18 protein-coding genes, 1 tRNA gene, 1 other RNA gene and 4 pseudogenes are annotated in these 21,143 nt (G+C 41.8%); 20 read left to right on the plus strand and 4 right to left on the minus strand.

All coding sequences use genetic code 11. The annotated features are described in order from the left end of the window. The first annotated feature begins 4 nt into the window (after positions 1 to 4). A tRNA-Asn gene (locus ACLNCP_RS08980) sits at positions 5 to 78 on the plus strand. Between the two features lie 55 nt (positions 79 to 133). Here ACLNCP_RS08980 and ACLNCP_RS08985 read toward each other — a convergent pair. Next, a pseudogene (locus ACLNCP_RS08985) lies at positions 134 to 289 on the minus strand (ISL3 family transposase); the annotation flags it as partial. 445 nt (positions 290 to 734) lie between these two features. Between ACLNCP_RS08985 and comW the strand changes: the two are divergent. The 12 genes and pseudogenes from comW to ACLNCP_RS09045 form a co-directional block, all read left to right on the plus strand. Continuing rightward, positions 735 to 971, plus strand: a complete 237-nt coding sequence (gene comW / locus ACLNCP_RS08990) for a sigma(X)-activator ComW (protein WP_424844338.1) — start codon at positions 735 to 737, stop codon at positions 969 to 971. 230 nt (positions 972 to 1,201) lie between these two features. Then, entirely contained in the window at positions 1,202 to 2,488 is a 1,287-nt protein-coding gene (locus tag ACLNCP_RS08995) for an adenylosuccinate synthase (protein ID WP_084886348.1), read from the plus strand. 199 nt (positions 2,489 to 2,687) lie between these two features. Continuing rightward, the gene (tadA, locus tag ACLNCP_RS09000; RefSeq protein WP_120770748.1) at positions 2,688 to 3,155 is read left to right on the plus strand and encodes a tRNA adenosine(34) deaminase TadA; all 468 of its coding nucleotides are present in this window, start codon (positions 2,688 to 2,690) and stop codon (positions 3,153 to 3,155) included. 32 nt (positions 3,156 to 3,187) lie between these two features. Next, positions 3,188 to 3,285: signal recognition particle sRNA small type (gene ffs / locus ACLNCP_RS09005), an RNA gene on the plus strand. Between the two features lie 56 nt (positions 3,286 to 3,341). Beyond that, positions 3,342 to 3,785 (plus strand): dUTP diphosphatase, encoded by a 444-nt coding sequence (locus ACLNCP_RS09010; protein ID WP_261037283.1) that lies wholly within the window; start codon positions 3,342 to 3,344, stop codon positions 3,783 to 3,785. Between the two features lies 1 nt (position 3,786). Then, on the plus strand, positions 3,787 to 4,326 hold the full coding sequence (locus ACLNCP_RS09015) for a histidine phosphatase family protein (protein ID WP_084886338.1): 540 nt from the start codon (positions 3,787 to 3,789) through the stop codon (positions 4,324 to 4,326). A gap of 13 nt (positions 4,327 to 4,339) precedes the next feature. Further along, a complete protein-coding gene (radA, locus tag ACLNCP_RS09020; protein ID WP_261067284.1) occupies positions 4,340 to 5,695 on the plus strand; it encodes a DNA repair protein RadA in 1,356 nt (451 codons plus the stop codon). A 72-nt stretch (positions 5,696 to 5,767) separates the two neighbouring features. Continuing rightward, positions 5,768 to 6,265 (plus strand): beta-class carbonic anhydrase, encoded by a 498-nt coding sequence (locus ACLNCP_RS09025; protein ID WP_084886336.1) that lies wholly within the window; start codon positions 5,768 to 5,770, stop codon positions 6,263 to 6,265. Between the two features lie 24 nt (positions 6,266 to 6,289). Beyond that, positions 6,290 to 7,105: a PrsW family intramembrane metalloprotease gene (locus tag ACLNCP_RS09030; protein ID WP_424844339.1), complete on the plus strand. Its 816-nt coding sequence runs from the start codon at positions 6,290 to 6,292 to the stop codon at positions 7,103 to 7,105. 145 nt (positions 7,106 to 7,250) lie between these two features. Further along, on the plus strand, positions 7,251 to 8,219 hold the full coding sequence (locus ACLNCP_RS09035; RefSeq protein ID WP_033682853.1) for a ribose-phosphate diphosphokinase: 969 nt from the start codon (positions 7,251 to 7,253) through the stop codon (positions 8,217 to 8,219). A 224-nt stretch (positions 8,220 to 8,443) separates the two neighbouring features. Further along, entirely contained in the window at positions 8,444 to 9,355 is a 912-nt protein-coding gene (locus tag ACLNCP_RS09040; RefSeq protein WP_424844340.1) for an Rpn family recombination-promoting nuclease/putative transposase, read from the plus strand. A 1-nt stretch (position 9,356) separates the two neighbouring features. Beyond that, positions 9,357 to 9,785: pseudogene (locus ACLNCP_RS09045) on the plus strand (Rpn family recombination-promoting nuclease/putative transposase); the annotation flags it as partial. A 182-nt stretch (positions 9,786 to 9,967) separates the two neighbouring features. Here ACLNCP_RS09045 and ACLNCP_RS09050 read toward each other — a convergent pair. Both ACLNCP_RS09050 and ACLNCP_RS09055 read right to left on the minus strand, forming a co-directional pair. Then, a pseudogene (locus ACLNCP_RS09050) lies at positions 9,968 to 10,426 on the minus strand (choline-binding protein A); the annotation flags it as partial. A gap of 1,465 nt (positions 10,427 to 11,891) precedes the next feature. Continuing rightward, positions 11,892 to 12,314, minus strand: a pseudogene (locus tag ACLNCP_RS09055) (hypothetical protein). 147 nt (positions 12,315 to 12,461) lie between these two features. On the opposite strand from ACLNCP_RS09055, the gene polA reads away from it, so the two are divergent. Next, positions 12,462 to 15,095 (plus strand): DNA polymerase I, encoded by a 2,634-nt coding sequence (gene polA, locus ACLNCP_RS09060; protein ID WP_424844341.1) that lies wholly within the window; start codon positions 12,462 to 12,464, stop codon positions 15,093 to 15,095. 84 nt (positions 15,096 to 15,179) lie between these two features. Next, the gene (locus ACLNCP_RS09065) at positions 15,180 to 15,617 is read left to right on the plus strand and encodes a CoA-binding protein (RefSeq protein ID WP_000076488.1); all 438 of its coding nucleotides are present in this window, start codon (positions 15,180 to 15,182) and stop codon (positions 15,615 to 15,617) included. Between the two features lie 174 nt (positions 15,618 to 15,791). Here the strand turns inward: ACLNCP_RS09065 and ACLNCP_RS09070 are convergent, their stop codons facing one another. After that, positions 15,792 to 16,802: a YeiH family protein gene (locus tag ACLNCP_RS09070; protein WP_261067281.1), complete on the minus strand. Its 1,011-nt coding sequence runs from the start codon at positions 16,800 to 16,802 to the stop codon at positions 15,792 to 15,794. A gap of 148 nt (positions 16,803 to 16,950) precedes the next feature. Between ACLNCP_RS09070 and ACLNCP_RS09075 the strand changes: the two genes are divergently transcribed. From ACLNCP_RS09075 to ACLNCP_RS09095, 5 genes are all read left to right on the plus strand, one after another. Next, positions 16,951 to 18,120, plus strand: coding sequence for a pyridoxal phosphate-dependent aminotransferase (locus ACLNCP_RS09075; protein ID WP_125455081.1), 1,170 nt, complete (start codon positions 16,951 to 16,953; stop codon positions 18,118 to 18,120). Then, entirely contained in the window at positions 18,117 to 18,887 is a 771-nt protein-coding gene (recO, locus tag ACLNCP_RS09080; protein ID WP_424844342.1) for a DNA repair protein RecO, read from the plus strand. Before ACLNCP_RS09075 ends, recO begins: the two co-directional genes overlap by 4 nt. Beyond that, positions 18,884 to 19,876 carry a phosphate acyltransferase PlsX gene (gene plsX / locus ACLNCP_RS09085; RefSeq protein WP_049499075.1) on the plus strand — a complete coding sequence of 331 codons (993 nt, stop codon included), beginning with the start codon at positions 18,884 to 18,886 and terminating at the stop codon, positions 19,874 to 19,876. The genes recO and plsX overlap by 4 nt, the downstream gene beginning before the upstream one ends. A gap of 5 nt (positions 19,877 to 19,881) precedes the next feature. Beyond that, positions 19,882 to 20,115 carry an acyl carrier protein gene (locus tag ACLNCP_RS09090; protein ID WP_000136448.1) on the plus strand — a complete coding sequence of 78 codons (234 nt, stop codon included), beginning with the start codon at positions 19,882 to 19,884 and terminating at the stop codon, positions 20,113 to 20,115. Between the two features lie 170 nt (positions 20,116 to 20,285). Next, positions 20,286 to 21,137, plus strand: coding sequence for a C40 family peptidase (locus tag ACLNCP_RS09095; protein WP_084928307.1), 852 nt, complete (start codon positions 20,286 to 20,288; stop codon positions 21,135 to 21,137). The last annotated feature ends 6 nt before the right edge of the window (positions 21,138 to 21,143 follow it).

A 21,143-nucleotide genomic window follows, 5' to 3' on the forward strand; every position in this document is an offset into this window, starting at 1 on the left:
TTAATCCGCCATAGCTCAGTTGGTAGTAGCGCATGACTGTTAATCATGATGTCGTAGGTTCGAGTCCTACTGGCGGAGTAGTTAAGAAAAAGAGGTTTAGGCCTCTTTTTTGTTATGTAATTTATAATCTATCTCGTGTCATTAGACTTCCGCAATCAGGACAAGATGGGGCCTCACAATTTAGTTTAGCAATGATTTCTTTGTGGGTATCTATATTAACAACATCCATAATTTGGATATTAGGGTCTTTAATGTCTAGTAGTTTTGTGATAAAATGTAATTGTTCCATATGAATCTTTCTAATGGGTTGTTTGGTCACTTTTCATTATAGATCTTATGGGACTTTTTTTCTACAACAAAATCGGCTCCATAATATCTATAGGGGATTTTCCCACTACAAATATTATAGAGCCTTTTTGCCGAGTAAAGTTTCAGAGCCCTCCGTTTTCGAGTAATGTACCACAGTTTTAAGGAGATCTTTTTAGTACTTTAATCGAGGATAGCGAAGAGGCTAAACGTTGCGGACTGTAAATACGCTCCTTCGAGGGATTCGAATCCTTCCGCTTCCATTATCTTAATTTTTGAAATTTAGGTAGTAGATTTCTCCTTATTCTGTCAACTTTTCCTAATTGTTATCTTTTTGAGGTTGGTATTTGAGCAATTCAGGATTTTATAATAACTGTTTATAATTTTTTGTTAGAATAAGCTTATAAAAAGTAAAGGAGTGTATGCTTATGTTACAAAAAATTTATGAGCAGATGGCGGATTTTTATAGAAATATTGAAGAAGAGTATGGTATGTTCTTCGGGGATCATTTTGACTGGGAACATTTTCATTTTAAATTTTTGATTTATTATTTAGTTAGATATGGCATTGGGTGTCGTAGGGATTTTATCGTTTACCATTATCGTGTTGCTTATCGTTTGTATCTTGAAAAATTGATAATGAAACAGGGTTTTGTTGCTTGTTGAGACAGTATGAGTTAATTTCCGAACAAATTTAACTTTTTGTGGGAAAATAATGATAAATAGCCGGAATTTTTTCTAAAACATTTTTTAATAGTTGGAAATAGCAAATCTTTCTATTGTTTCTTCTTGATAAAAAGGCGATTTTTTCTTATAATAAATTGTAAGATATAATTGCAGGTGAGAGTCCTGCCATGTATGTGAGAAAGGAAGAGCCTGAGGGCTCAGACAAGATTATGACTTCAGTTGTTGTTGTAGGTACCCAATGGGGTGATGAAGGTAAAGGGAAGATTACAGACTTCCTTTCAGCGAATGCAGAAGTGATTGCACGTTACCAAGGTGGTGATAATGCAGGTCACACGATTGTGATTGATGGTAAGAAGTTTAAATTGCACTTGATTCCATCTGGAATTTTCTTCCCTGAAAAAATCTCTGTTATTGGGAATGGTATGGTTGTAAATCCTAAATCTCTTGTAAAAGAGTTGAACTATCTTCATGAGGAGGGTGTGACAACTGATAACTTGCGTATTTCTGATCGCGCGCATGTTATTTTGCCTTATCATATCGAGTTGGATCGCTTGCAAGAAGAAGCTAAGGGCGACAATAAGATTGGAACTACAATCAAGGGAATTGGTCCAGCTTATATGGACAAGGCTGCTCGTGTTGGGATTCGTATTGCCGATCTTTTGGATAAAGATATTTTCCGAGAGCGCTTAGAACGTAACCTTGCTGAAAAGAATCGTCTTTTTGAAAAATTGTATGACAGTAAAGCGATTGCTTTCGATGATATTTTTGAAGAATATTACGAATATGGTCAACAAATCAAGAAATATGTGACAGATACATCTGTTATTTTGAACGATGCGCTTGATAACGGTAAACGTGTTCTTTTTGAAGGTGCACAAGGTGTTATGCTAGATATCGACCAAGGCACGTATCCATTTGTTACGTCATCAAACCCTGTTGCTGGTGGTGTGACCATTGGTTCTGGTGTTGGTCCAAGTAAGATTGACAAGGTTGTTGGTGTATGTAAAGCCTATACGAGTCGTGTAGGAGACGGTCCTTTCCCAACTGAGTTGTTTGATGAAGTGGGAGAACGTATCCGTGAAGTCGGTCATGAATATGGTACAACAACTGGTCGTCCACGTCGTGTGGGATGGTTTGATTCAGTTGTGATGCGCCATAGCCGTCGCGTTTCTGGTATTACTAACCTTTCATTGAACTCTATCGATGTTTTGAGTGGTTTAGATACTGTGAAAATCTGTGTGGCCTATGATCTTGATGGTCAACGTATTGACTACTATCCAGCTAGTCTTGAGCAATTGAAACGTTGCAAGCCTATCTATGAAGAGTTGCCAGGTTGGTCAGAAGATATTACCGGAGTTCGTAATTTGGAAGATCTTCCTGAGAATGCGCGTAACTATGTTCGTCGTGTGAGTGAATTGGTTGGAGTTCGTATTTCTACTTTCTCAGTAGGTCCTGGTCGTGAACAAACAAATATTTTAGAAAGTGTTTGGTCCTAAGAGATTTTTAAGGTTTATTTAAGATAGGTCGGGTATACTATAGACAGTTACAAGAAGACCTCCTAACTTGTTGTAACAAATATCCTAAACTTTTCTTTTTCATAATAATCTCCCTATAGAGTCACCGCATTCGGTGGCTTTTTTTGTCTTGGGATTCATGATATAATAATAAAATCGATAAGCAAGAAAAGAGAAACGGATGAATTATACAGTTGAAGAAAAAGAAGTCTTTATGAGGGAAGCTTTGAGAGAGGCTGAGATTGCTCTTGAACATGATGAAATTCCAATTGGTTGTGTGATTGTCAAGGACGGAGAAATCATTGGCCGTGGGCATAATGCGCGTGAGGAGTTGCAACGAGCGGTTATGCATGCGGAGATTATGGCTATAGAGCATGCGAACCTGAGTGAGGAGAGTTGGCGCTTGCTGGATTGCACGCTTTTTGTGACCATTGAGCCTTGTGTCATGTGTAGTGGGGCGATTGGACTCGCCCGTATTCCAAACGTGGTCTATGGGGCTAAAAACCAGAAATTTGGCGCTGCTGGGAGTTTGTACGATATCTTGACAGATGAGCGTCTCAATCATCGTGTGGAGGTTGAAACGGGAATTTTGGAAGATGAATGCGCAGCTATTATGCAGGACTTTTTTAGAAATAGACGGAAAAAATAATTTTGCTTTTAAAATGAATAGGAATGTGATATAATAAACAGTGGAGCAACAGTTCTGCGTGAAGCGGGTCAGGGGAGGAATCCAGCAGCCCTAAGCGATTTGAATTGTGTGCTCTTTTTTTCGTGCTTTTTCCGAATAAATAAGATAGAATAATCTAGAATAAATGATAATAGAAAAGAGAAGATGATGAAAATTCGTGGTTTTGAATTAGTTTCTAGTTTTACAGATGAAAATTTATTGCCCAAGCGTGAGACAGCGCATGCGGCTGGTTACGACTTAAAGGTTGCTGTGCGCACAGTTATCGCTCCAGGAGAGATTGTATTAATTCCGACAGGGGTTAAGGCTTATATGCAACCGACGGAGGTTCTCTACCTCTATGATCGCTCTTCAAACCCTCGTAAGAAGGGCTTGGTCTTGATTAATTCAGTTGGGGTCATTGATGGGGACTATTATGGAAATCCTGGGAATGAAGGACATATTTTTGCTCAGATGAAGAATATTACAGACCAAGAGGTTGTTCTTGAAGTTGGGGAGCGTGTGGTCCAGGCTGTCTTTGCTCCTTTCTTAATTGCAGATGGAGATGTGGCAGACGGTGTACGGACTGGTGGATTTGGATCGACTGGGAACTAGGATGAAGATTATCTTTGTACGTCACGGGGAGCCAGATTATAGTATGCTTGATAAACTTGAAAATCCGCGACTCTATAGTGGTTTTGGTCGTGATTTAGCACCATTGACAGGAAAAGGTCGCAGTCTGGCAAAAGAAGTTGCTAAAACTGCATGTTTTGGAAAGGCAGAGATTATTATTTCATCGTCTGTGACGAGGGCTTTAGAAACAGCACATTATATAGCGGTTGAAACAGGATTGGACTTATTTGTGGAGCCGTTTTTTCATGAGTGGCGTCCAGACTTAGATGGTACTAACTCTGATTTAACTAGTGTATTGGTAGCTCATGAATATTATCTAAAACATCAAGGAAGTTTACCTGAAGATTCTCCTTATCGCTATGAAACTGCTCCGGAGATGCGTCATCGTTTTTTAAGAACTTTGGAAAAATATAAAAATTATAAAACTATTATCATTGTAACTCACGGAATGCTCATGCGTCAGTTTGTGCCAAATGAGAAGATTGATTTTTGCCAAGTAATTGAGTGTGAGTTAGAGATATAGAAAGAGGTTTATCATCGCAAAGAAAAAAGCGACATTTGTATGTCAAAATTGTGGGTATAATTCCCCTAAATATCTGGGGCGTTGTCCCAACTGTGGGTCTTGGTCTTCTTTTGTGGAAGAGGTTGCCGAGGTAAAGAATGCGCGTGTGTCCTTGACGGGGGAGAAAACCAAGCCCATGAAACTAGCTGAGGTGACTTCCATCAATGTCAATCGAACCAAGACGGAGATGGAGGAATTCAACCGTGTACTTGGAGGCGGAGTGGTACCGGGAAGTCTTGTCCTCATTGGTGGGGATCCTGGAATCGGGAAATCAACGCTTCTCCTACAAGTCTCAACCCAGTTGTCCCAAGTGGGAACGGTTCTCTACGTCAGTGGGGAGGAGTCTGCCCAGCAGATTAAACTACGAGCAGAGCGCTTGGGAGATATTGATAGCGAGTTTTATCTCTATGCAGAGACCAATATGCAGAGTGTTCGAGCTGAGGTGGAGCGCATCCAACCAGACTTCCTCATTATTGACTCCATTCAGACTATTATGTCTCCTGAGATTTCAGGGGTGCAGGGATCTGTTTCTCAAGTGCGTGAGGTGACAGCTGAACTTATGCAGCTGGCCAAAACCAATAACATTGCCATCTTTATCGTAGGGCACGTGACCAAGGAGGGAACCTTGGCTGGTCCTCGTATGCTAGAGCATATGGTGGATACGGTGCTTTACTTTGAAGGGGAGCGTCATCACACCTTTCGTATTTTGAGAGCGGTCAAAAACCGTTTTGGCTCCACTAATGAGATTGGGATTTTTGAGATGCAGTCGGGCGGATTGGTTGAGGTACTCAATCCGAGTCAAGTTTTCCTAGAAGAGCGTTTGGATGGAGCAACTGGTTCATCAATCGTTGTGACCATGGAAGGGACGCGTCCGATTTTGGCGGAGGTTCAGGCTTTGGTGACACCGACCATGTTTGGAAATGCTAAGCGTACGACGACAGGACTTGATTTCAACCGTGCTAGCTTGATTATGGCTGTTTTGGAAAAGCGGGCAGGTCTTCTCTTGCAAAATCAGGACGCCTATCTCAAATCTGCTGGCGGTGTCAAATTGGATGAACCTGCGATAGACTTGGCCGTTGCGGTTGCTATTGCTTCGAGCTACAAGGACAAGCCAACTAATCCTCAGGAATGTTTTGTAGGCGAACTGGGCTTGACAGGAGAAATTCGACGCGTGAATCGTATCGAGCAACGCATCAATGAAGCTGCTAAACTGGGCTTTACTAAGATTTATGTGCCTAAGAATTCCTTGACAGGAATCACTCCGCCTAAGAAAATTCAGGTCATTGGCGTGACAACGATTCAGGAAGTTTTGAAAAAGGTCTTTGCATAATCCGTGACAAATCTTCTTAAAAATGATAAGATAGGAGAAATATTTGACTATCAAATTTTCAAGGAGGGAATCGTGTCGTATTTTGAACAGTTTATGCAAGCCAATCAGGCTTATGTTGCCCTACATGGGCAGTTAAATCTGCCACTTAAACCCAAAACCAGAGTAGCCATTGTGACCTGTATGGACTCACGTTTGCACGTTGCGCAAGCTCTAGGTTTGGCACTTGGGGATGCTCATATCTTGCGGAATGCAGGTGGTCGAGTGACAGAGGACATGATTCGTTCGCTAGTTATTTCCCAGCAACAGATGGGGACAAGAGAGATTGTGGTGTTGCACCATACAGACTGTGGTGCTCAGACCTTTGAAAATGGTCCTTTTCATGAGTATCTGAAAGAGGAACTAGGTGTCGATGTGTCAGACCAGGACTTCTTGCCCTTTCAAGATATAGAGGAGAGTGTACGTGAGGATATGCAACTCCTTATCGAGTCTCCCCTAATACCAGATGATGTCATTATCTCTGGTGCTATTTACGATGTGGATACAGGAAGTATGACAGTCGTAGAATTATAAATACTTCATTTAGAAAGAAAGTGTATGAAGAAAAACAGTATTTTATTTATTTTTATTTTATTGCTATGTATTGGTTTGCAGTATGAAACCATCTACTATACGGACGGTTCGATGTCAGGTGCGGAATATGGACTAATGGGAGTTTCTATCTTTCTAGCTCTCTTTTACATGATTCCGGCTCTTTATTTCCTTTTCCGTATTGGGAAAAAATGGGAATTACCCAAGAAGGCCTTGATTCTGTCTTTATTGGGTGGGATGTTCCTTTCAGGCTGGTTGTCTAGTTTTGCTAATACCTATATCCATGATTTATTGGAGGTTCTTTTCCCAGATAGTGCATTTTTAAATGCCTTTGAAAGTGCTATTGTGGCTCCTTTGGTAGAAGAACCCTTGAAATTATTGCCACTTGTTTTTGTTTTAGCTTTGGTTCCTGTGCGAAAATTAAAATCTTTGTTTTTACTTGGGATTGCTTCTGGTTTGGGATTCCAAATGATTGAGGATATTGGCTACATTCGTACGGATTTGCCAGAGGGATTTGACTTTACTATTTCGAGAATTTTAGAGCGTATCATCTCAGGAATTGCCTCTCACTGGACTTTTTCAGGTCTGGCTGTAGTAGGTGTTTACTTGCTTTACAGAGCCTATAAAGGGCAGAAGACTGGCAAGAAAGAGGGGCTTATTTTCCTAGGTTTAGCCTTGGGAACTCACTTCTTATTTAACTCTCCTTTTGTAGAATTGGAGACAGAGTTGCCATTAGCGATTCCAGTGGTTACAGCTATTACTCTCTATGGTTTTTATCAGGCTTATCGCTTTGTTGAGAAGCACAATGAGTTGATGAACTAGAATATTTTTCAAAAGAATGATGCAGGGGCACAAATATGCTGCCCTTCTTTTATTTTTGATTGAAAAATAGTGTAAAAAGCGCTACAATGGTAGATGGAAAAATCTTGTGAAAAGCACAAGTGATACATATATACCGGAGGAAATCATGTCTTTTTCTGATTTAAAGCTGTTTGCCCTTTCTTCTAATCAAGAATTGGCAAAACGTGTAGCGCAGGAGATTGGGATAGAGTTGGGGAAATCAAGTGTCCGCCAATTTTCAGATGGAGAGATTCAGGTCAACATCGAAGAATCAATCCGTGGGAAACACGTCTTTATCCTACAATCAACTAGCTCGCCTGTAAATGACAATCTGCTTGAAATTTTGATTATGGTAGATGCTTTGAAGCGTGCGAGTGCAGAATCTGTCAATGTTGTCATGCCTTACTATGGGTATGCACGTCAGGATAGAAAGGCGAGAGCGCGTGAGCCAATCACTTCAAAACTTGTTGCAAATATGCTTGAAGTAGCTGGAGTGGATCGTTTGTTGACAATCGACTTGCATGCTGCGCAGATTCAAGGATTCTTTGATATTCCTGTGGATCATTTGATGGGAGCTCCTCTGATTGCGGATTATTTTGAGCGTCGTGGCATGGTTGGTTCTGACTATGTGGTTGTCAGCCCAGACCATGGAGGGGTGACTCGTGCTCGTAAGTTGGCAGAATTTTTGAAAACATCTATTGCTATCATTGACAAACGTCGTAGTGTTGATAAGATGAATACTAGTGAAGTCATGAACATCATCGGTAAGGTCGAAGGCAAGACTTGTATCTTGATTGATGATATGATTGATACAGCTGGAACGATTTGTCACGCAGCAGATGCCCTTGCAGAAGCTGGTGCTGTTGAAGTCTATGCGAGCTGTACGCACCCAGTTCTTTCTGGTCCTGCTATGGACAATATCCAAAAATCAGCTATTAAGAAATTGGTTGTTTTGGATACCATCTATCTCCCAGAAGAGCGTTTGATCGATAAGATTGAACAGATTTCAATCGCTCATCTCCTAGGGGATGCTATTGTACGTATCCATGAAAAACGCCCACTTTCTCCACTTTTCAGTATTGAGAAAAAGATTTAATGACCAAGCCTGAGATGATTCTCAGGTTTTTTTCATCTCTTTTCCGAATAAATAGATAGAGTCAGTGAATCTAGTAAAACTAGATTTAATACTCTTCGAAAATCAAATTCAAACCACGTTAACGTCGCCTTGCCGTACTCAAGTACAGCCTGCGGCTAGTTTCCTAGTTTGCTCTTTGATTTTCATTGAGTATAAGACTGTGGTATAATAAAAGGAGGAAAAGGATGATTCTCAGACATCCGGGCATCAGCCCAACCAATGACTTGGTAGCTAAGAAAATCTTTAGCAATCCAGAGATCACTTGTCAATTTATCCGCGATATGTTGGATTTACCAGCCAAAAATGTAACCATTTTGGAGGGAAGTAATATTCATGTTTTGCCTTCCATGCCTTACTCGGCACAGGATTTCTATACCAGTATAGACGTCTTGGCAGAGTTGGACAATGGCACGCAAGTAATTATTGAAATTCAAGTTCATCATCAGAATTTTTTCATTAATCGTTTGTGGGCTTACCTATGCAGTCAGGTCAATCAAAATCTAGAAAAAATTCGCCAGCAAGAGGGCAATACTCATCAGAGTTACAAACACATCGCACCAGTATACGCTATCGCAATCGTGGACAGCAATTATTTCCAAGATGATTTGGCTTTTCATAGCTTTAGTATGCGAGAGGACACGACAGGTGAAGTCTTAACCATCACAAATAACGGTCAAGAAAACCATCTAGTCAAGATGGCGTTCTTGGAATTAAAAAAATACAGAGAAACCAGCAAAGACGAGGTTCGCAAACCCTGGTTAGAGTTTTTCGGGAATAAACCCTTTACTCAGCAACCCGAGCGAGCTATCAGCCAAGCAGACCAACTGCTGGACTACAAGAGCTGGTCTGAGGAGGACAGGAAAATGTTTAGTCAACTACGTATGCGTGAAGAACAAGCATTATTGGCTCATGATTATGCCTTGGAAACAGCTAGGGCAGAGGGTCTTGAACAAGGTTTAGAGCGTGGTCTTGAACGTGGTAAAGTTGAAGGAAGAGTTTTTGCTTTTCTAGATATGGTTCGCCAAGGTCTTTTGCCTTCTGAGGTTGCGAGTGAGCAGCTGGGCATGACTGTCGCTGAGTTTGAGGCGTTGTTGTGAGACCAGTACAAATAACGGTCAAGAAAACCATCTGGTCAAGATGGCATTTTTGGAATTAAAAAAATACAGAGAAACCAGCAAAGACGAGGTTCGCAAGCCGTGGTTAGAGTTTTTCGGTAACAAGCCCTTTACCCAAGAACCCGAACGAGCCATCAGTCAAGCAGACCAACTGCTGGACTACAAGAGCTGGTCCGAGGAGGACAGGAAAATATTTAGTCAACTACGTATGCGCGAAGAACAAGCCTTGTTAGCACAGGACTATGCTTTGGAACAAGCTGAAGAAAGAGGATTGGAGCGTGGGAAAGTTGAAGGAAGGGAGGAAGGGAAACTTTTTGCCTTTCTGGATATGGCCCGTCAAGGTCTCCTGACTTCCAAGGTTGCCAGCCAGCAGTTGGGCATGACTGTCGCTGAGTTTGAGGCGCTGTTGTAAGACTATAGAATAGCTTATAACATAAAAGTGAACAGGACTGAAATATCGTCTTGTTCACTTTTTATTTTCTTCTAACCAATAGACGGAGTTCCAAGGAAAACACCCAAAACTCTCCCACTATAGCTGACAAAGAGCAAAAAAACAGGAGATTCCTCTCCTGTTTTATATTCTAGTTATTAGGATTATACCCATTCACCGTTGCCGTTTACAGTGTAACCATCTACAGTAGTGTTAACTGCAAGAGCACCTGATGCGTATGAGTAGTACCATTTTTCACCAACTTTGTACCAACCAGTTGCCATAGAACCGTTGCTGTTTAGGTAGTACCAAGTTCCGTTGTCTTTAACCCAACCAGTCGCCATAGCACCGTTGTCTTTTAGGTAGTACCAAGTATTACCATCTTTAACCCAACCAGTCGCCATAGCACCGTTGTCTTTTAGGTAGTACCAAGTGTTACCATCTTTAGCCCAACCTGTTTGCATTACGCCTTCAGCGTTTAGGTAGTACCAAGTTCCTTTATCGTTAACCCAACCAGTTGCTTTTTTACCTTTTGAGTCAACTACATAAGTCCAATTACCCTTAGCATCTTTGTTCCAACCAAATTGGAGAGGTGCTGGTTCTGGAGTTGGTTGAGCAGGTTTAAGAATATCTTCTAACACAAATGGTAATTTTTGTGCTTTATAGGCATCTTCAGCAGCCTTCTTCGCTGTATCGAAATCACTCTTAGCAGTGTTCAGATTTACTTCTGCGTCTTCAACTGCTTTGGCTGCTTTAGTTAGGTCAGTTTGTTTGTCATTTACAAAAGTAGTTAATTCTGCAAGCGTTTTGCCATCAACTGATCCTGTCTCATTAGCAATAGCCTTAGTTAATGCTTCAATCGCATCATCCAAAACTTTCAATTGCTTATCTGCCGCTTGCTTAGCATCCTTAAGATCTTTTACTTCTTTTTTCAGAGTATCCACGGTTGTAGCAGCTTCTTGTTTTGCTACTTCAGCATCACTCTTTGCTTTCTCTAATCTAACTCTGTCTTCGTTAAATTTTTTTACATCAGCAGCTGGAGCACCAGCAATAGGTTGCTTTGTACTTAATAAAGTTTCTAGTTCATTACTAGCCGCATCGAAGGTTGCTGTAGCCTTCTTCAAGTTAGCATAGGCAGTCAAATCTGTTTTCCCAACTACTACTGTTGTTGCAGTATCTGCTTCAGACCCTAACTGCTTTGTCTTTTCTGCTAACTCTTGTGTTTTGACACCATATTTATTTGTAGATGCGTCTGCATCTTTAGAAAGATCACCAGCAAAATCTGCTGCGATTTTTTCTTTTACCTCAGCAATTTTTGATTTTTTATCTTGAGCAGCTACATTATTGGCTTTAGCTGTACGAACAGCGTATACTGCATCAGAATATGCCTTTTTAGCCTCTTCGAATTTTGCTTCTACACTTGCATGTGTTTTCTTAGCCTTTTCTAAGGCAACATTTTTTTCACGCAATGTTTTTACTAAATCCTTGACCGCATTATACTGTTCCATCGTAAGGTCATTAGTATCTGTAGTAGCAGCTGGAGCTGTAATACCCAAAGCATCAGCAACTAATTTGTCAAAACTTGAATCTGCTGAAACAACTTGTACAGCACCAAATGCTGCAAGAGCGACTGCGCTTGTCAATAAAACTTTTTTCATCGTTTTATCTCCTTTATTTTTCTTTAAAATTTTTTTCGTAAGACTATCTTACTACCATACAGTATATAAATATTTGCAGGATTTGTCAAGGGTTTTCTTCGATTTTTTAAACTTTTCAGCTATTTTTTCAAAAAAAGGTTGAAAAAACGCCTTTGTAAGATGAAATACCCGTCAAATACCGTATCTTCCAAGTAAAAATCTCACAAACTTCTTAAACCTTGAGTCAAACCTCACATATCTAATCCACATAGATAGTTGGACAGAACTCACTTCTATGGTATTATCCTATAACCCCTTCCAAATGTCAAGCAAAAATGGCAAGTATTTTGGAAATAACTAGCCACTCCATTAACTTTCTACTATTTAAAATGTGACCTCATAACAAGGACTAAAACTTCGCGACTGACATATCCAACTGCTGGCTAGTAACCTATGAAGTCAAAAGACATTGACGAGCCATATCCAGAAAGGCAAAAAGTTTCCCTTCCTCCCTTCCTTCAACTTTCCCACGCTCCAATTCTCTTTCTTCAGCTTTTTCCAAAGCATAGTCCTGAGCTAACAAGGCTTGTTCTTAACGCATACGTAGTTGACTAAACATTTTCCTGTCCTCCTCGGACCAGCTCTTGTAGTCCAGCAGTTGGTCTGCCAAGACGTCTATACTGGTATAGAAATCCTGTGCCGAGTAAGGCATGGAAGGCAAAACATGAATATTACTTCCCTCTAAAATCGTTACATTTTTGGCTGGCAAGTCCAACATATCGCGAATAAATTGACAAGTGATTTCTGGGTTGCTAAAGATTTTCTTAGCAACCAAGTCATTGGTTGGGCTGATGCCCGGATGTCTGAGAATCATTCTTTCTCTCCTTTCATTATAGCACATTTTTAAATCTAGGTTTACTAGATTCACTGCTACTATCTATTTATTCGGAAAAAGTGTGAAAAATATTGGGTATCGCTCTTCTCAATGGTATTTTTTGGTGCTTTCCTTTATAATGGGTGTATGGATAAGAAAAAATTATTATTGATTGATGGGTCTTCTGTTGCTTTTCGGGCGTTTTTTGCCCTCTATCAGCAGTTGGACCGTTTTAAGAATGCGGCTGGTTTGCATACCAATGCGATTTATGGTTTCCAGTTGATGTTGAGTCATTTATTGGAGCGGGTTGAGCCTAGTCATATTTTGGTGGCCTTTGATGCGGGAAAGACCACCTTCCGTACTGAGATGTATGCGGACTATAAGGGAGGTCGGGCTAAGACTCCAGATGAGTTTCGGGAGCAGTTTCCTTTTATTCGTGAGTTGCTAGATCATATGGGGATTCGTCACTATGAGTTGGCCCAGTATGAGGCGGATGACATTATTGGGACACTGGATAAACTAGCAGAGCAGGATGGTTTTGATATTACCATTGTCAGTGGGGACAAGGACTTGATTCAGCTGACGGATGAGCATACGGTGGTTGAAATTTCTAAGAAAGGTGTGGCTGAGTTTGAGGCCTTTACGCCAGAATATCTTATGGAAAAGATGGGCATCACCCCGACTCAGTTTATCGATCTCAAGGCGCTCATGGGTGATAAGTCGGATAATATCCCTGGGGTGACCAAAATTGGTGAAAAGACGGGTATCAAGCTCTTGCTGGAGCATGGTTCGCTTGAGGGGATTTATGAAAATATCGATGGGATGAAGGCTTCTAAGATGAAGGAAAATCTTATCAATGATAAGGGACAGGCATTTTTGTCTAAAACACTAGCGACCATTGATACCAAGGCACCGATTGAGATTGGTTTGGAGGATTTGGTCTATAGTGGTCCAGATGTGGAAAATCTTGGGAAATTCTACAATGAGATGGGCTTCAAACAGCTCAAGCAGGCTTTAAATGTGTCGTCAGCTGATGTGGCTGAAAGTTTGGACTTTACTATCGTTGAGCAAGTCAGTCAAGATATGCTGAGTGAAGAGTCTATCTTCCACTTTGAACTCTTTGGTGAGAATTACCATACGGATAATTTGGTTGGTTTTGCCTGGTCTTGTGGGGATAAGCTTTATGCTACAGACAAGCTTGAACTTTTGCAAGAGCCTATTTTCAAGGATTTTCTAGAAAAAACACCTTTGAGGGTGTATGACTTTAAGAAAGCTAAAGTTCTCTTGCATCGTTTGGGTGTGGATTTGCAGGCGCCTGCTTTTGACAGTCGTTTGGCTAAATATCTCCTTTCGACTGTGGAGGACAATGAAATTGCGACCATCGCTAGTCTTTATGGTCAGACTTACTTGGTCGATGATGAGACTTTCTATGGTAAGGGAGTCAAGAAGGCCATTCCTGAACGCGAGAAATTCTTGGAACATTTGGCGCGTAAGCTTGCTGTTTTGGTTGAGACTGAGCCTATTTTGCTTGAAAAACTCAGTGAAAATGGGCAATTAGAGCTTCTTTATGATATGGAGCAACCTCTGGCTTTTGTCCTTGCCAAGATGGAAATTGCTGGGATTACGGTCAAGAAAGAGACCTTGCTTGAGATGCAGGCTGAAAATGAGTTTGTTATTGAAAAACTGACTCAGGAGATTTACGAACTGGCTGGTGAGGAGTTTAATATTAACTCGCCTAAGCAGTTGGGCGTGCTTCTCTTTGAAAAATTGGGGCTACCTCTAGAATACACTAAGAAAACTAAGACTGGATACTCGACAGCGGTGGATGTCTTGGAGCGCCTGGCTCCTATTGCTCCGATTGTTAAGAAAATTCTTGACTATCGTCAGATTGCTAAAATTCAGTCTACTTATGTAATTGGCTTGCAAGACTGGATTTTGGCTGATGGCAAGATTCATACTCGCTATGTGCAGGATTTGACCCAGACTGGGCGTCTGTCTAGTGTGGATCCAAACTTGCAAAATATTCCTGTGCGTTTGGAGCAGGGCCGTCTCATTCGTAAGGCTTTCGTACCTGAATGGGAGGATAGCGTTCTGCTCAGCTCGGACTATTCACAGATTGAATTGCGAGTTTTGGCGCATATCTCTAAGGATGAGCACTTGATTAAGGCCTTCCAAGAGGGGGCAGATATCCATACTTCAACAGCTATGCGTGTCTTTGGAATTGAACGTCCTGAGGATGTGACGCCAAACGACCGTCGCAATGCCAAGGCCGTCAACTTTGGAGTGGTTTACGGGATTTCAGATTTTGGTTTGTCTAATAATTTGGGCATTAGCCGTAAGGAGGCCAAGGCCTACATTGATACCTACTTTGAACGCTTCCCAGGTATTAAAAACTACATGGATGAAGTGGTGCGTGAGGCGCGTGATAAGGGCTATGTAGAGACACTTTTCAAGCGTCGTCGTGAGTTGCCAGATATCAATTCGCGCAATTTTAATATTCGTGGTTTTGCAGAGAGGACGGCTATTAATTCACCAATCCAGGGATCGGCGGCAGATATTCTCAAGATTGCCATGATTCAGCTGGATAAAGCCTTGGTTGCAGGTGGTTATCAGACTAAGATGCTTCTGCAAGTGCACGATGAAATCGTCCTTGAAGTTCCTAAATCGGAACTGGCAGAGATGAAAAAATTAGTGAAACAAATCATGGAAGAAGCCATTCAACTCAGTGTTCCCCTCATTGCAGATGAAAATGAAGGGGCAACCTGGTACGAGGCTAAATAAAAAGGGGGCTAGTCCTCCTTTTTTGTAGTAGAATTCTGCAAGCCTTTTCAAAATATGCTATACTGATGAAAAAGGAGGATTTCTATGAGTCAAGAATTTATCAATCCAAGTGATGGTGTGATTCGTCAGTATCTAGCAACGAGTAAAACCCTTGCTGTAGTGGGTTTGTCAGACCGTGAAGAAACAACTAGCAATCGAGTGACCAAGGAAATGCAGGCTCGGGGTTATAAAATCATCCCAGTCAATCCCAAGGTAGCAGGTGGCGAAATCTTGGGTGAAAAGGCTTATGCAAGCCTCGCTGAGATTCCTTTTCCTGTAGATATTGTTAATGTTTACCGGCGCAGTGAATTTTTGCCAGATGTGGCGCGTGATTTTCTCAAAGCTGATGCAAAGATTTTTTGGGCACAGCTAGGACTTGAAAGTCTAGAAGCGGAAGAAATCTTGCGTGCTGGAGGATGTGATGATATCGTGATGAATCGTTGCATCAAGAGAGAACACACACGCTTGATTGAGGAAGCATAAGAAAAAGGTAGCTGGTGGGCTACCTTTTGTGTTATACTCAATGAAAATCAAAGAGCAAACTAGCCGCAGGCTGCTCAAAAAACTGTTTTGAGGTTGTAGATAAGACTGACGAAGTCAGTCACATATATACGGCAAGGCGACGTTGACGTGGTTTGAAGAGATTTTCGAAGAGTATTAGAAAATGCCGATAAGGGTTTGCATACCAAGACTAGTGAGGATGATGGCAATCCAGCAGATGGCTCCGAGGATAATAGATTTTCCACTGGATTTAACCATAGATACCAGATTGGTTTTGAGACCGATAGCACTCATGGCCATGATAATGAGGAATTTGGAAAGTTGTTTGAGTGGGGTAAAGAAACTACTGGATACCCCGAGAGAGGTCAGTAGGGTAGTTAGGAGAGATGCAAGGATAAAGTAAAGGATAAATAACGGGAAGAATTTTTTCAGTTGGACGCCTTGGCTGTTTTCTTTCTGGCGACTTTGCCAGTAGGAGAGAAAGAGAGTGATAGGAATGATAGCCAAGGTACGCGTGAGTTTGACAATGGTTGCAGATTCAAGGGTATTAGCCTGGTAAAGGCTGTCCCAGGCGCTGGCGGTAGCTGTTACAGAGGAAGTGTCATTGACCGCAGTTCCTGCAAAGAGTGCGAAGCCTTCATTGGATAGATGAAGCCAGGTACCTAGCGTTGGAAAGATGAGCGCAGCCAAGACATTGAAGAAAAAGATAACGGAGATGGCTTGGGCGACTTCCTTTTCCTTGGCATGGATAACGGGCGCTGTCGCTGCAATGGCAGAGCCCCCACAGATAGAAGAACCCACTCCAATCAAGGTAGCCAGTTTTGTGTCCAGTGCAAAGAAACGCTGGAAGAGGTAGGCAACAATCAAGGCTATTGAAATGGTGGACAGGATGACAGGGAGTGAAGATTGTCCAACTGCGAAGACTTGCGAGATATTGAGACCAAAACCAAGCAAGATAACAGCATATTGAAGCAATTTCTTGGAACTAAAGGTCAATCCCGCATCCAGTTGTTTATAGGGCGAGAGAAAGGGATGGAGAAGCATGCCTATGAAAATTGCAAAGACAGGCGCGCCAATAACAGGGAAGAATCCTCCTAAGTACCAAGATACGATTGAAATCAGAAGGCAGGTCAAGATGCCTGCTCCATTTTTTGATAGAAATGACATAAAAACCTCCAAATAGAATCTGTTACCATTATAGACCTGTAAAGAGGAAAAGTAAAATAGAAAGTGGAAAGCTATTCTATCATGTATTTTTGCGGTCGGGGGGCTTTTGTAGTATAATAGAGATACGTTTTGAAAGTAGGAGGTATCTATGGACTTAACTAAGCGCTTTAATAAACAGTTAGATAAGATTCAAGTTTCGTTGATTCGTCAGTTTGACCAGGCTATTTCGGAGATTCCTGGGGTCTTGCGTTTGACCTTGGGGGAGCCTGATTTTACAACGCCAGATCATGTCAAGGAGGCGGCCAAGCGAGCGATTGACCAGAACCAATCCTACTATACAGGGATGAGTGGTCTGTTGACTTTACGTCAGGCAGCCAGTGACTTTGTTAAGGAAAAGTACCAACTGGACTATGCTCCTGAAAATGAAATCTTGGTTACAATTGGGGCGACAGAGGCTTTATCTGCTACTTTGACAGCTATTTTGGAAGAGGGAGACAAGGTGCTCTTGCCAGCTCCTGCTTATCCGGGTTATGAGCCAATTGTCAATCTAGTTGGGGCAGAGATTGTCGAGATTGACACAACTGAAAATGGTTTTGTCTTGACTCCTGAGATGTTGGAGAAGGCCATTTTGGAGCAAGGTGACAAGCTCAAGGCAGTTATTCTCAACTATCCAGCTAATCCGACAGGAATTACCTACAGTCGGGAGCAGTTGGAGGCCTTGGCAGCTGTTTTACGCAAGTACGAAATTTTCATTGTCTGTGATGAGGTTTACTCAGAATTGACCTATACGGGCGAAGCGCATGTGTCTCTAGGAACGATGTTGAGAGATCAGGCTATTATTATCAATGGTCTATCTAAATCACATGCCATGACCGGTTGGCGTTTGGGACTGATTTTCGCTCCTGCGGCCTTCACAGCCCAGTTAATCAAGAGTCACCAGTACTTGGTGACTGCCGCAAATACCATGGCTCAACATGCTGCGGTAGAAGCCTTGACGGCTGGTAAAAATGATGCGGAACCTATGAAGAAGGAATACATCCAGCGTCGGGACTATATTATCGAGAAAATGACTGCTCTTGGTTTTGAGATTATCAAACCAGACGGTGCCTTCTATATCTTTGCTAAGATTCCAGCGGGCTACAATCAAGACTCCTTTGCTTTTCTGAAGGATTTTGCACAGAAGAAGGCCGTTGCCTTTATCCCTGGAGCAGCCTTTGGGCGTTATGGGGAAGGTTATGTGCGTCTGTCTTATGCGGCCAGCATGGAGACTATCAAAGAAGCTATGAAACGGCTTGAGGAGTATATGAGAGAAGCATGATTCAGTCTATCACGAGTCAAGGCTTGGTGCTCTACAATCGCAATTTTCGTGAGGATGATAAGCTAGTCAAGATTTTTACAGAGCAGTCTGGCAAACGGATGTTTTTCGTCAAACACGCTGGTCAGTCTAAGCTGGCGCCGGTTATTCAGCCCTTGGTGCTGGCACGATTTCTCTTGCGAATCAATGATGATGGGCTCAGTTACATTGAGGACTATCATGAGGTGATGACTTTTCCCAAGATTAATAGTGACCTCTTTGTCATGGCTTATGCGACCTATGTAGCGGCTCTTGCAGATGCTAGTTTGCAGGACAATCAGCAGGATGCTCCCTTGTTTGCTTTTTTGCAAAAGACTTTGGAGTTGATGGAAGCTGGCTTGGATTATCAAGTCTTGACCAATATTTTTGAAATCCAAATCTTGACCCGATTTGGTATTAGTCTCAATTTTAATGAGTGTGTCTTTTGTCATCGGGTCGGTCAGGCTTTTGACTTTTCTTTCAAATATGGAGCCTGCCTCTGCCCAGAGCATTATCATGAGGATGAGAGACGTTGCCATCTCAATCCCAATATCCCTTATCTGCTCAATCAATTTCAAGCTATTGATTTTGAGTCTTTGGAGACCATTTCGCTCAAGCCTGAAATCAAGCAAGAGCTACGCCAATTTATGGATCAACTCTACGAAGAGTACGTTGGGATTCACCTAAAATCAAAGAAATTTATTGATTCCCTAGCAGACTGGGGACAATTACTAAAAGAGGAAAAGAAATGAAAAAAATCGCAGTAGATGCCATGGGGGGAGATTACGCACCTCAGGCCATCGTTGAGGGTGTCAATCAAGCCCTAGCTGACTTTTCGGATATTGAGGTTCAACTCTACGGAGATGAAAGCAAAATCAAGCAATATCTGACAGCGACAGAGCGCGTCAGCATTATCCATACGGATGAGAAGATTGATTCAGACGATGAACCTACGAGAGCTATTCGGAAGAAGAAAAATGCCAGTATGGTATTGGCAGCCAAGGCTGTCAAAGAGGGTGAAGCAGACGCTGTCCTCTCAGCTGGGAATACAGGTGCTTTGTTGGCTGCTGGATTCTTCATCGTGGGTCGTATCAAGAACATCGACCGTCCTGGGCTTATGTCGACCTTGCCGACTGTAGATGGGAAGGGTTTTGACATGCTAGACCTTGGTGCCAATGCGGAAAATACAGCCCAGCACCTCCATCAATACGCGGTTCTAGGTTCCTTCTATGCTAAAAATGTCCGTGGTATTGCGCAACCACGTGTTGGTTTGCTCAATAATGGAACAGAGAATAGTAAGGGCGACCCGCTTCGTAAGGAGACCTATGAATTACTAGCGGCTGATGAAAGTTTAAACTTTATCGGAAATGTGGAAGCACGTGATTTGATGAATGGCGTTGCGGATGTTGTTGTGGCAGATGGTTTCACGGGAAACGCTGTGCTCAAATCCATTGAAGGGACAGCCATGGGAATTATGGGCTTGCTCAAGACAGCTATTACAGGTGGTGGTCTTCGAGCGAAACTAGGCGCCCTCCTTCTCAAGGATAGTCTCAGAGGTTTGAAAAAACAGCTCAACTATTCAGATGTTGGTGGAGCGGTCTTGTTTGGTGTCAAGGCACCGGTTGTCAAGACTCATGGCTCAAGCGATGCCAAGGCTGTCTATAGTACGATTCGCCAGATTCGTACCATGCTAGAAACAGACGTAGTTGCCCAGACTGCGCGTGAATTTTCAGGAGAATAAAAGAGATGACAGAAAAAGAAATTTTTGACCGTATTGTGACCATTATCCAAGAGCGACAGGGAGAGGATTTTGTCGTGACAGAATCCTTGAGTCTGAAAGACGATTTGGATGCTGACTCAGTTGACTTGATGGAGTTTATCTTGACACTGGAAGATGAATTTAGTATTGAAATCAGTGATGAGGAAATTGATCAACTGCAAAGTGTAGGAGATGTGGTTAAGATCATTCAAGCAAAATAAAGATAAGAAGTTCCAAGGCATTTGCTTTGGAATTTTTCTTTGGTTCAAGTGACCGTTTAGGAACAGATTTAGTCTTTCTAGGGACAGGAGAAATTTGAGGACAAATAAGGGATATAATGAAATCAGAAAAATCAATCTCCAAAAAGGAGAAAAAAGAAAGGATTTTCACGATGAAAAAATATCTTTATTCTAGTTTGTTAGTTCTTGCAGGAGGCGTTCTCCTAGCAAATACTACGGTAGCCTATGCTGATTCCCCATCAGCAAGTGAGAAAGAAGCGATTGCTCAATTAGTTAATCAAGGCAAGATAAAAGCTGAAGAAGCTGATCAAGTAAAATTGATTGGTTTTGAAGATAAAGAAACCCAAGCAGAGGGAAATCAAGAGAAGAAAGCTTTCAATCAATATCGTGATCCGAAAGGAACATGGATGCAAACCAATGGTAAATGGTGGTTTAAATACGGTTCAGGTGGTTATGCTAAAAATTGGGAACAATTAGATGGCAAGTGGTACTATTTTGATGACCAAGGATGGATGAAAGAAAATACTTGGATTCAACCTGATGGTAATTATTACTACTTATCTGCTAGTGGTGCTATGGTCACTGGTTATCAACGTGTGAATGGTACACCATACTTCTTTAGAGACAGTGGTGTATGGGTAGAAAATCGTGGACAGGCACTTGGTGAATATGCCGAGACATTTGTAGGGAAAATCCCATATGTTTGGGGTGGGGCAGATTTGAATAGTGGCGTAGATTGCTCAGGATTTACGATGGCTATTCATGCTAAGTTTGATATTAGTATTCCTAGAGTGACCTATGGTCAAGCAACAGGAGGAAGTTATGTAAGTAATGGTTCTCAACAAGCTGGAGATTTGATTTTGTATAATAGTGAAGAGACAAATGACCATGTAGGTATTTATGTTGGTGGTGGAAAGGTAGTTCATGCTCCATATCCAGGTCAATATGTTTCTTATATGGATCAATATGCTATTACTCAAAATACAATTCGTAGATATTGGTAATATTGT

It is taken from the genome of Streptococcus sp. CL6.35 (assembly GCF_049737915.1).
Taxonomy (GTDB): Bacteria; Bacillota; Bacilli; order Lactobacillales; family Streptococcaceae; genus Streptococcus.

Bases quoted from the DNA above. Each gene is read 5' to 3' on its own strand.
- ACLNCP_RS09035 (WP_033682853.1), top strand. From the start codon at position 7,251: ATGTCTTTTTCTGATTTAAAGCTGTTTGCCCTTTCTTCTAATCAAGAA.
- ACLNCP_RS09065 (WP_000076488.1), top strand. From the start codon at position 15,180: ATGAGTCAAGAATTTATCAATCCAAGTGATGGTGTGATTCGTCAGTAT.
- ACLNCP_RS09040 (WP_424844340.1), top strand. From the start codon at position 8,444: ATGATTCTCAGACATCCGGGCATCAGCCCAACCAATGACTTGGTAGCT.
- plsX (WP_049499075.1), top strand. From the start codon at position 18,884: ATGAAAAAAATCGCAGTAGATGCCATGGGGGGAGATTACGCACCTCAG.
- ACLNCP_RS09090 (WP_000136448.1), top strand. From the start codon at position 19,882: ATGACAGAAAAAGAAATTTTTGACCGTATTGTGACCATTATCCAAGAG.
- comW (WP_424844338.1), top strand. From the start codon at position 735: ATGTTACAAAAAATTTATGAGCAGATGGCGGATTTTTATAGAAATATT.
- tadA (WP_120770748.1), top strand. From the start codon at position 2,688: ATGAATTATACAGTTGAAGAAAAAGAAGTCTTTATGAGGGAAGCTTTG.
- ACLNCP_RS09010 (WP_261037283.1), top strand. From the start codon at position 3,342: ATGAAAATTCGTGGTTTTGAATTAGTTTCTAGTTTTACAGATGAAAAT.
- recO (WP_424844342.1), top strand. From the start codon at position 18,117: ATGATTCAGTCTATCACGAGTCAAGGCTTGGTGCTCTACAATCGCAAT.
- ACLNCP_RS08995 (WP_084886348.1), top strand. From the start codon at position 1,202: ATGACTTCAGTTGTTGTTGTAGGTACCCAATGGGGTGATGAAGGTAAA.
- ACLNCP_RS09070 (WP_261067281.1), bottom strand. From the start codon at position 16,802: ATGTCATTTCTATCAAAAAATGGAGCAGGCATCTTGACCTGCCTTCTG.
- polA (WP_424844341.1), top strand. From the start codon at position 12,462: ATGGATAAGAAAAAATTATTATTGATTGATGGGTCTTCTGTTGCTTTT.
- ACLNCP_RS09030 (WP_424844339.1), top strand. From the start codon at position 6,290: ATGAAGAAAAACAGTATTTTATTTATTTTTATTTTATTGCTATGTATT.
- ACLNCP_RS09015 (WP_084886338.1), top strand. From the start codon at position 3,787: ATGAAGATTATCTTTGTACGTCACGGGGAGCCAGATTATAGTATGCTT.
- ACLNCP_RS09075 (WP_125455081.1), top strand. From the start codon at position 16,951: ATGGACTTAACTAAGCGCTTTAATAAACAGTTAGATAAGATTCAAGTT.
- ACLNCP_RS09095 (WP_084928307.1), top strand. From the start codon at position 20,286: ATGAAAAAATATCTTTATTCTAGTTTGTTAGTTCTTGCAGGAGGCGTT.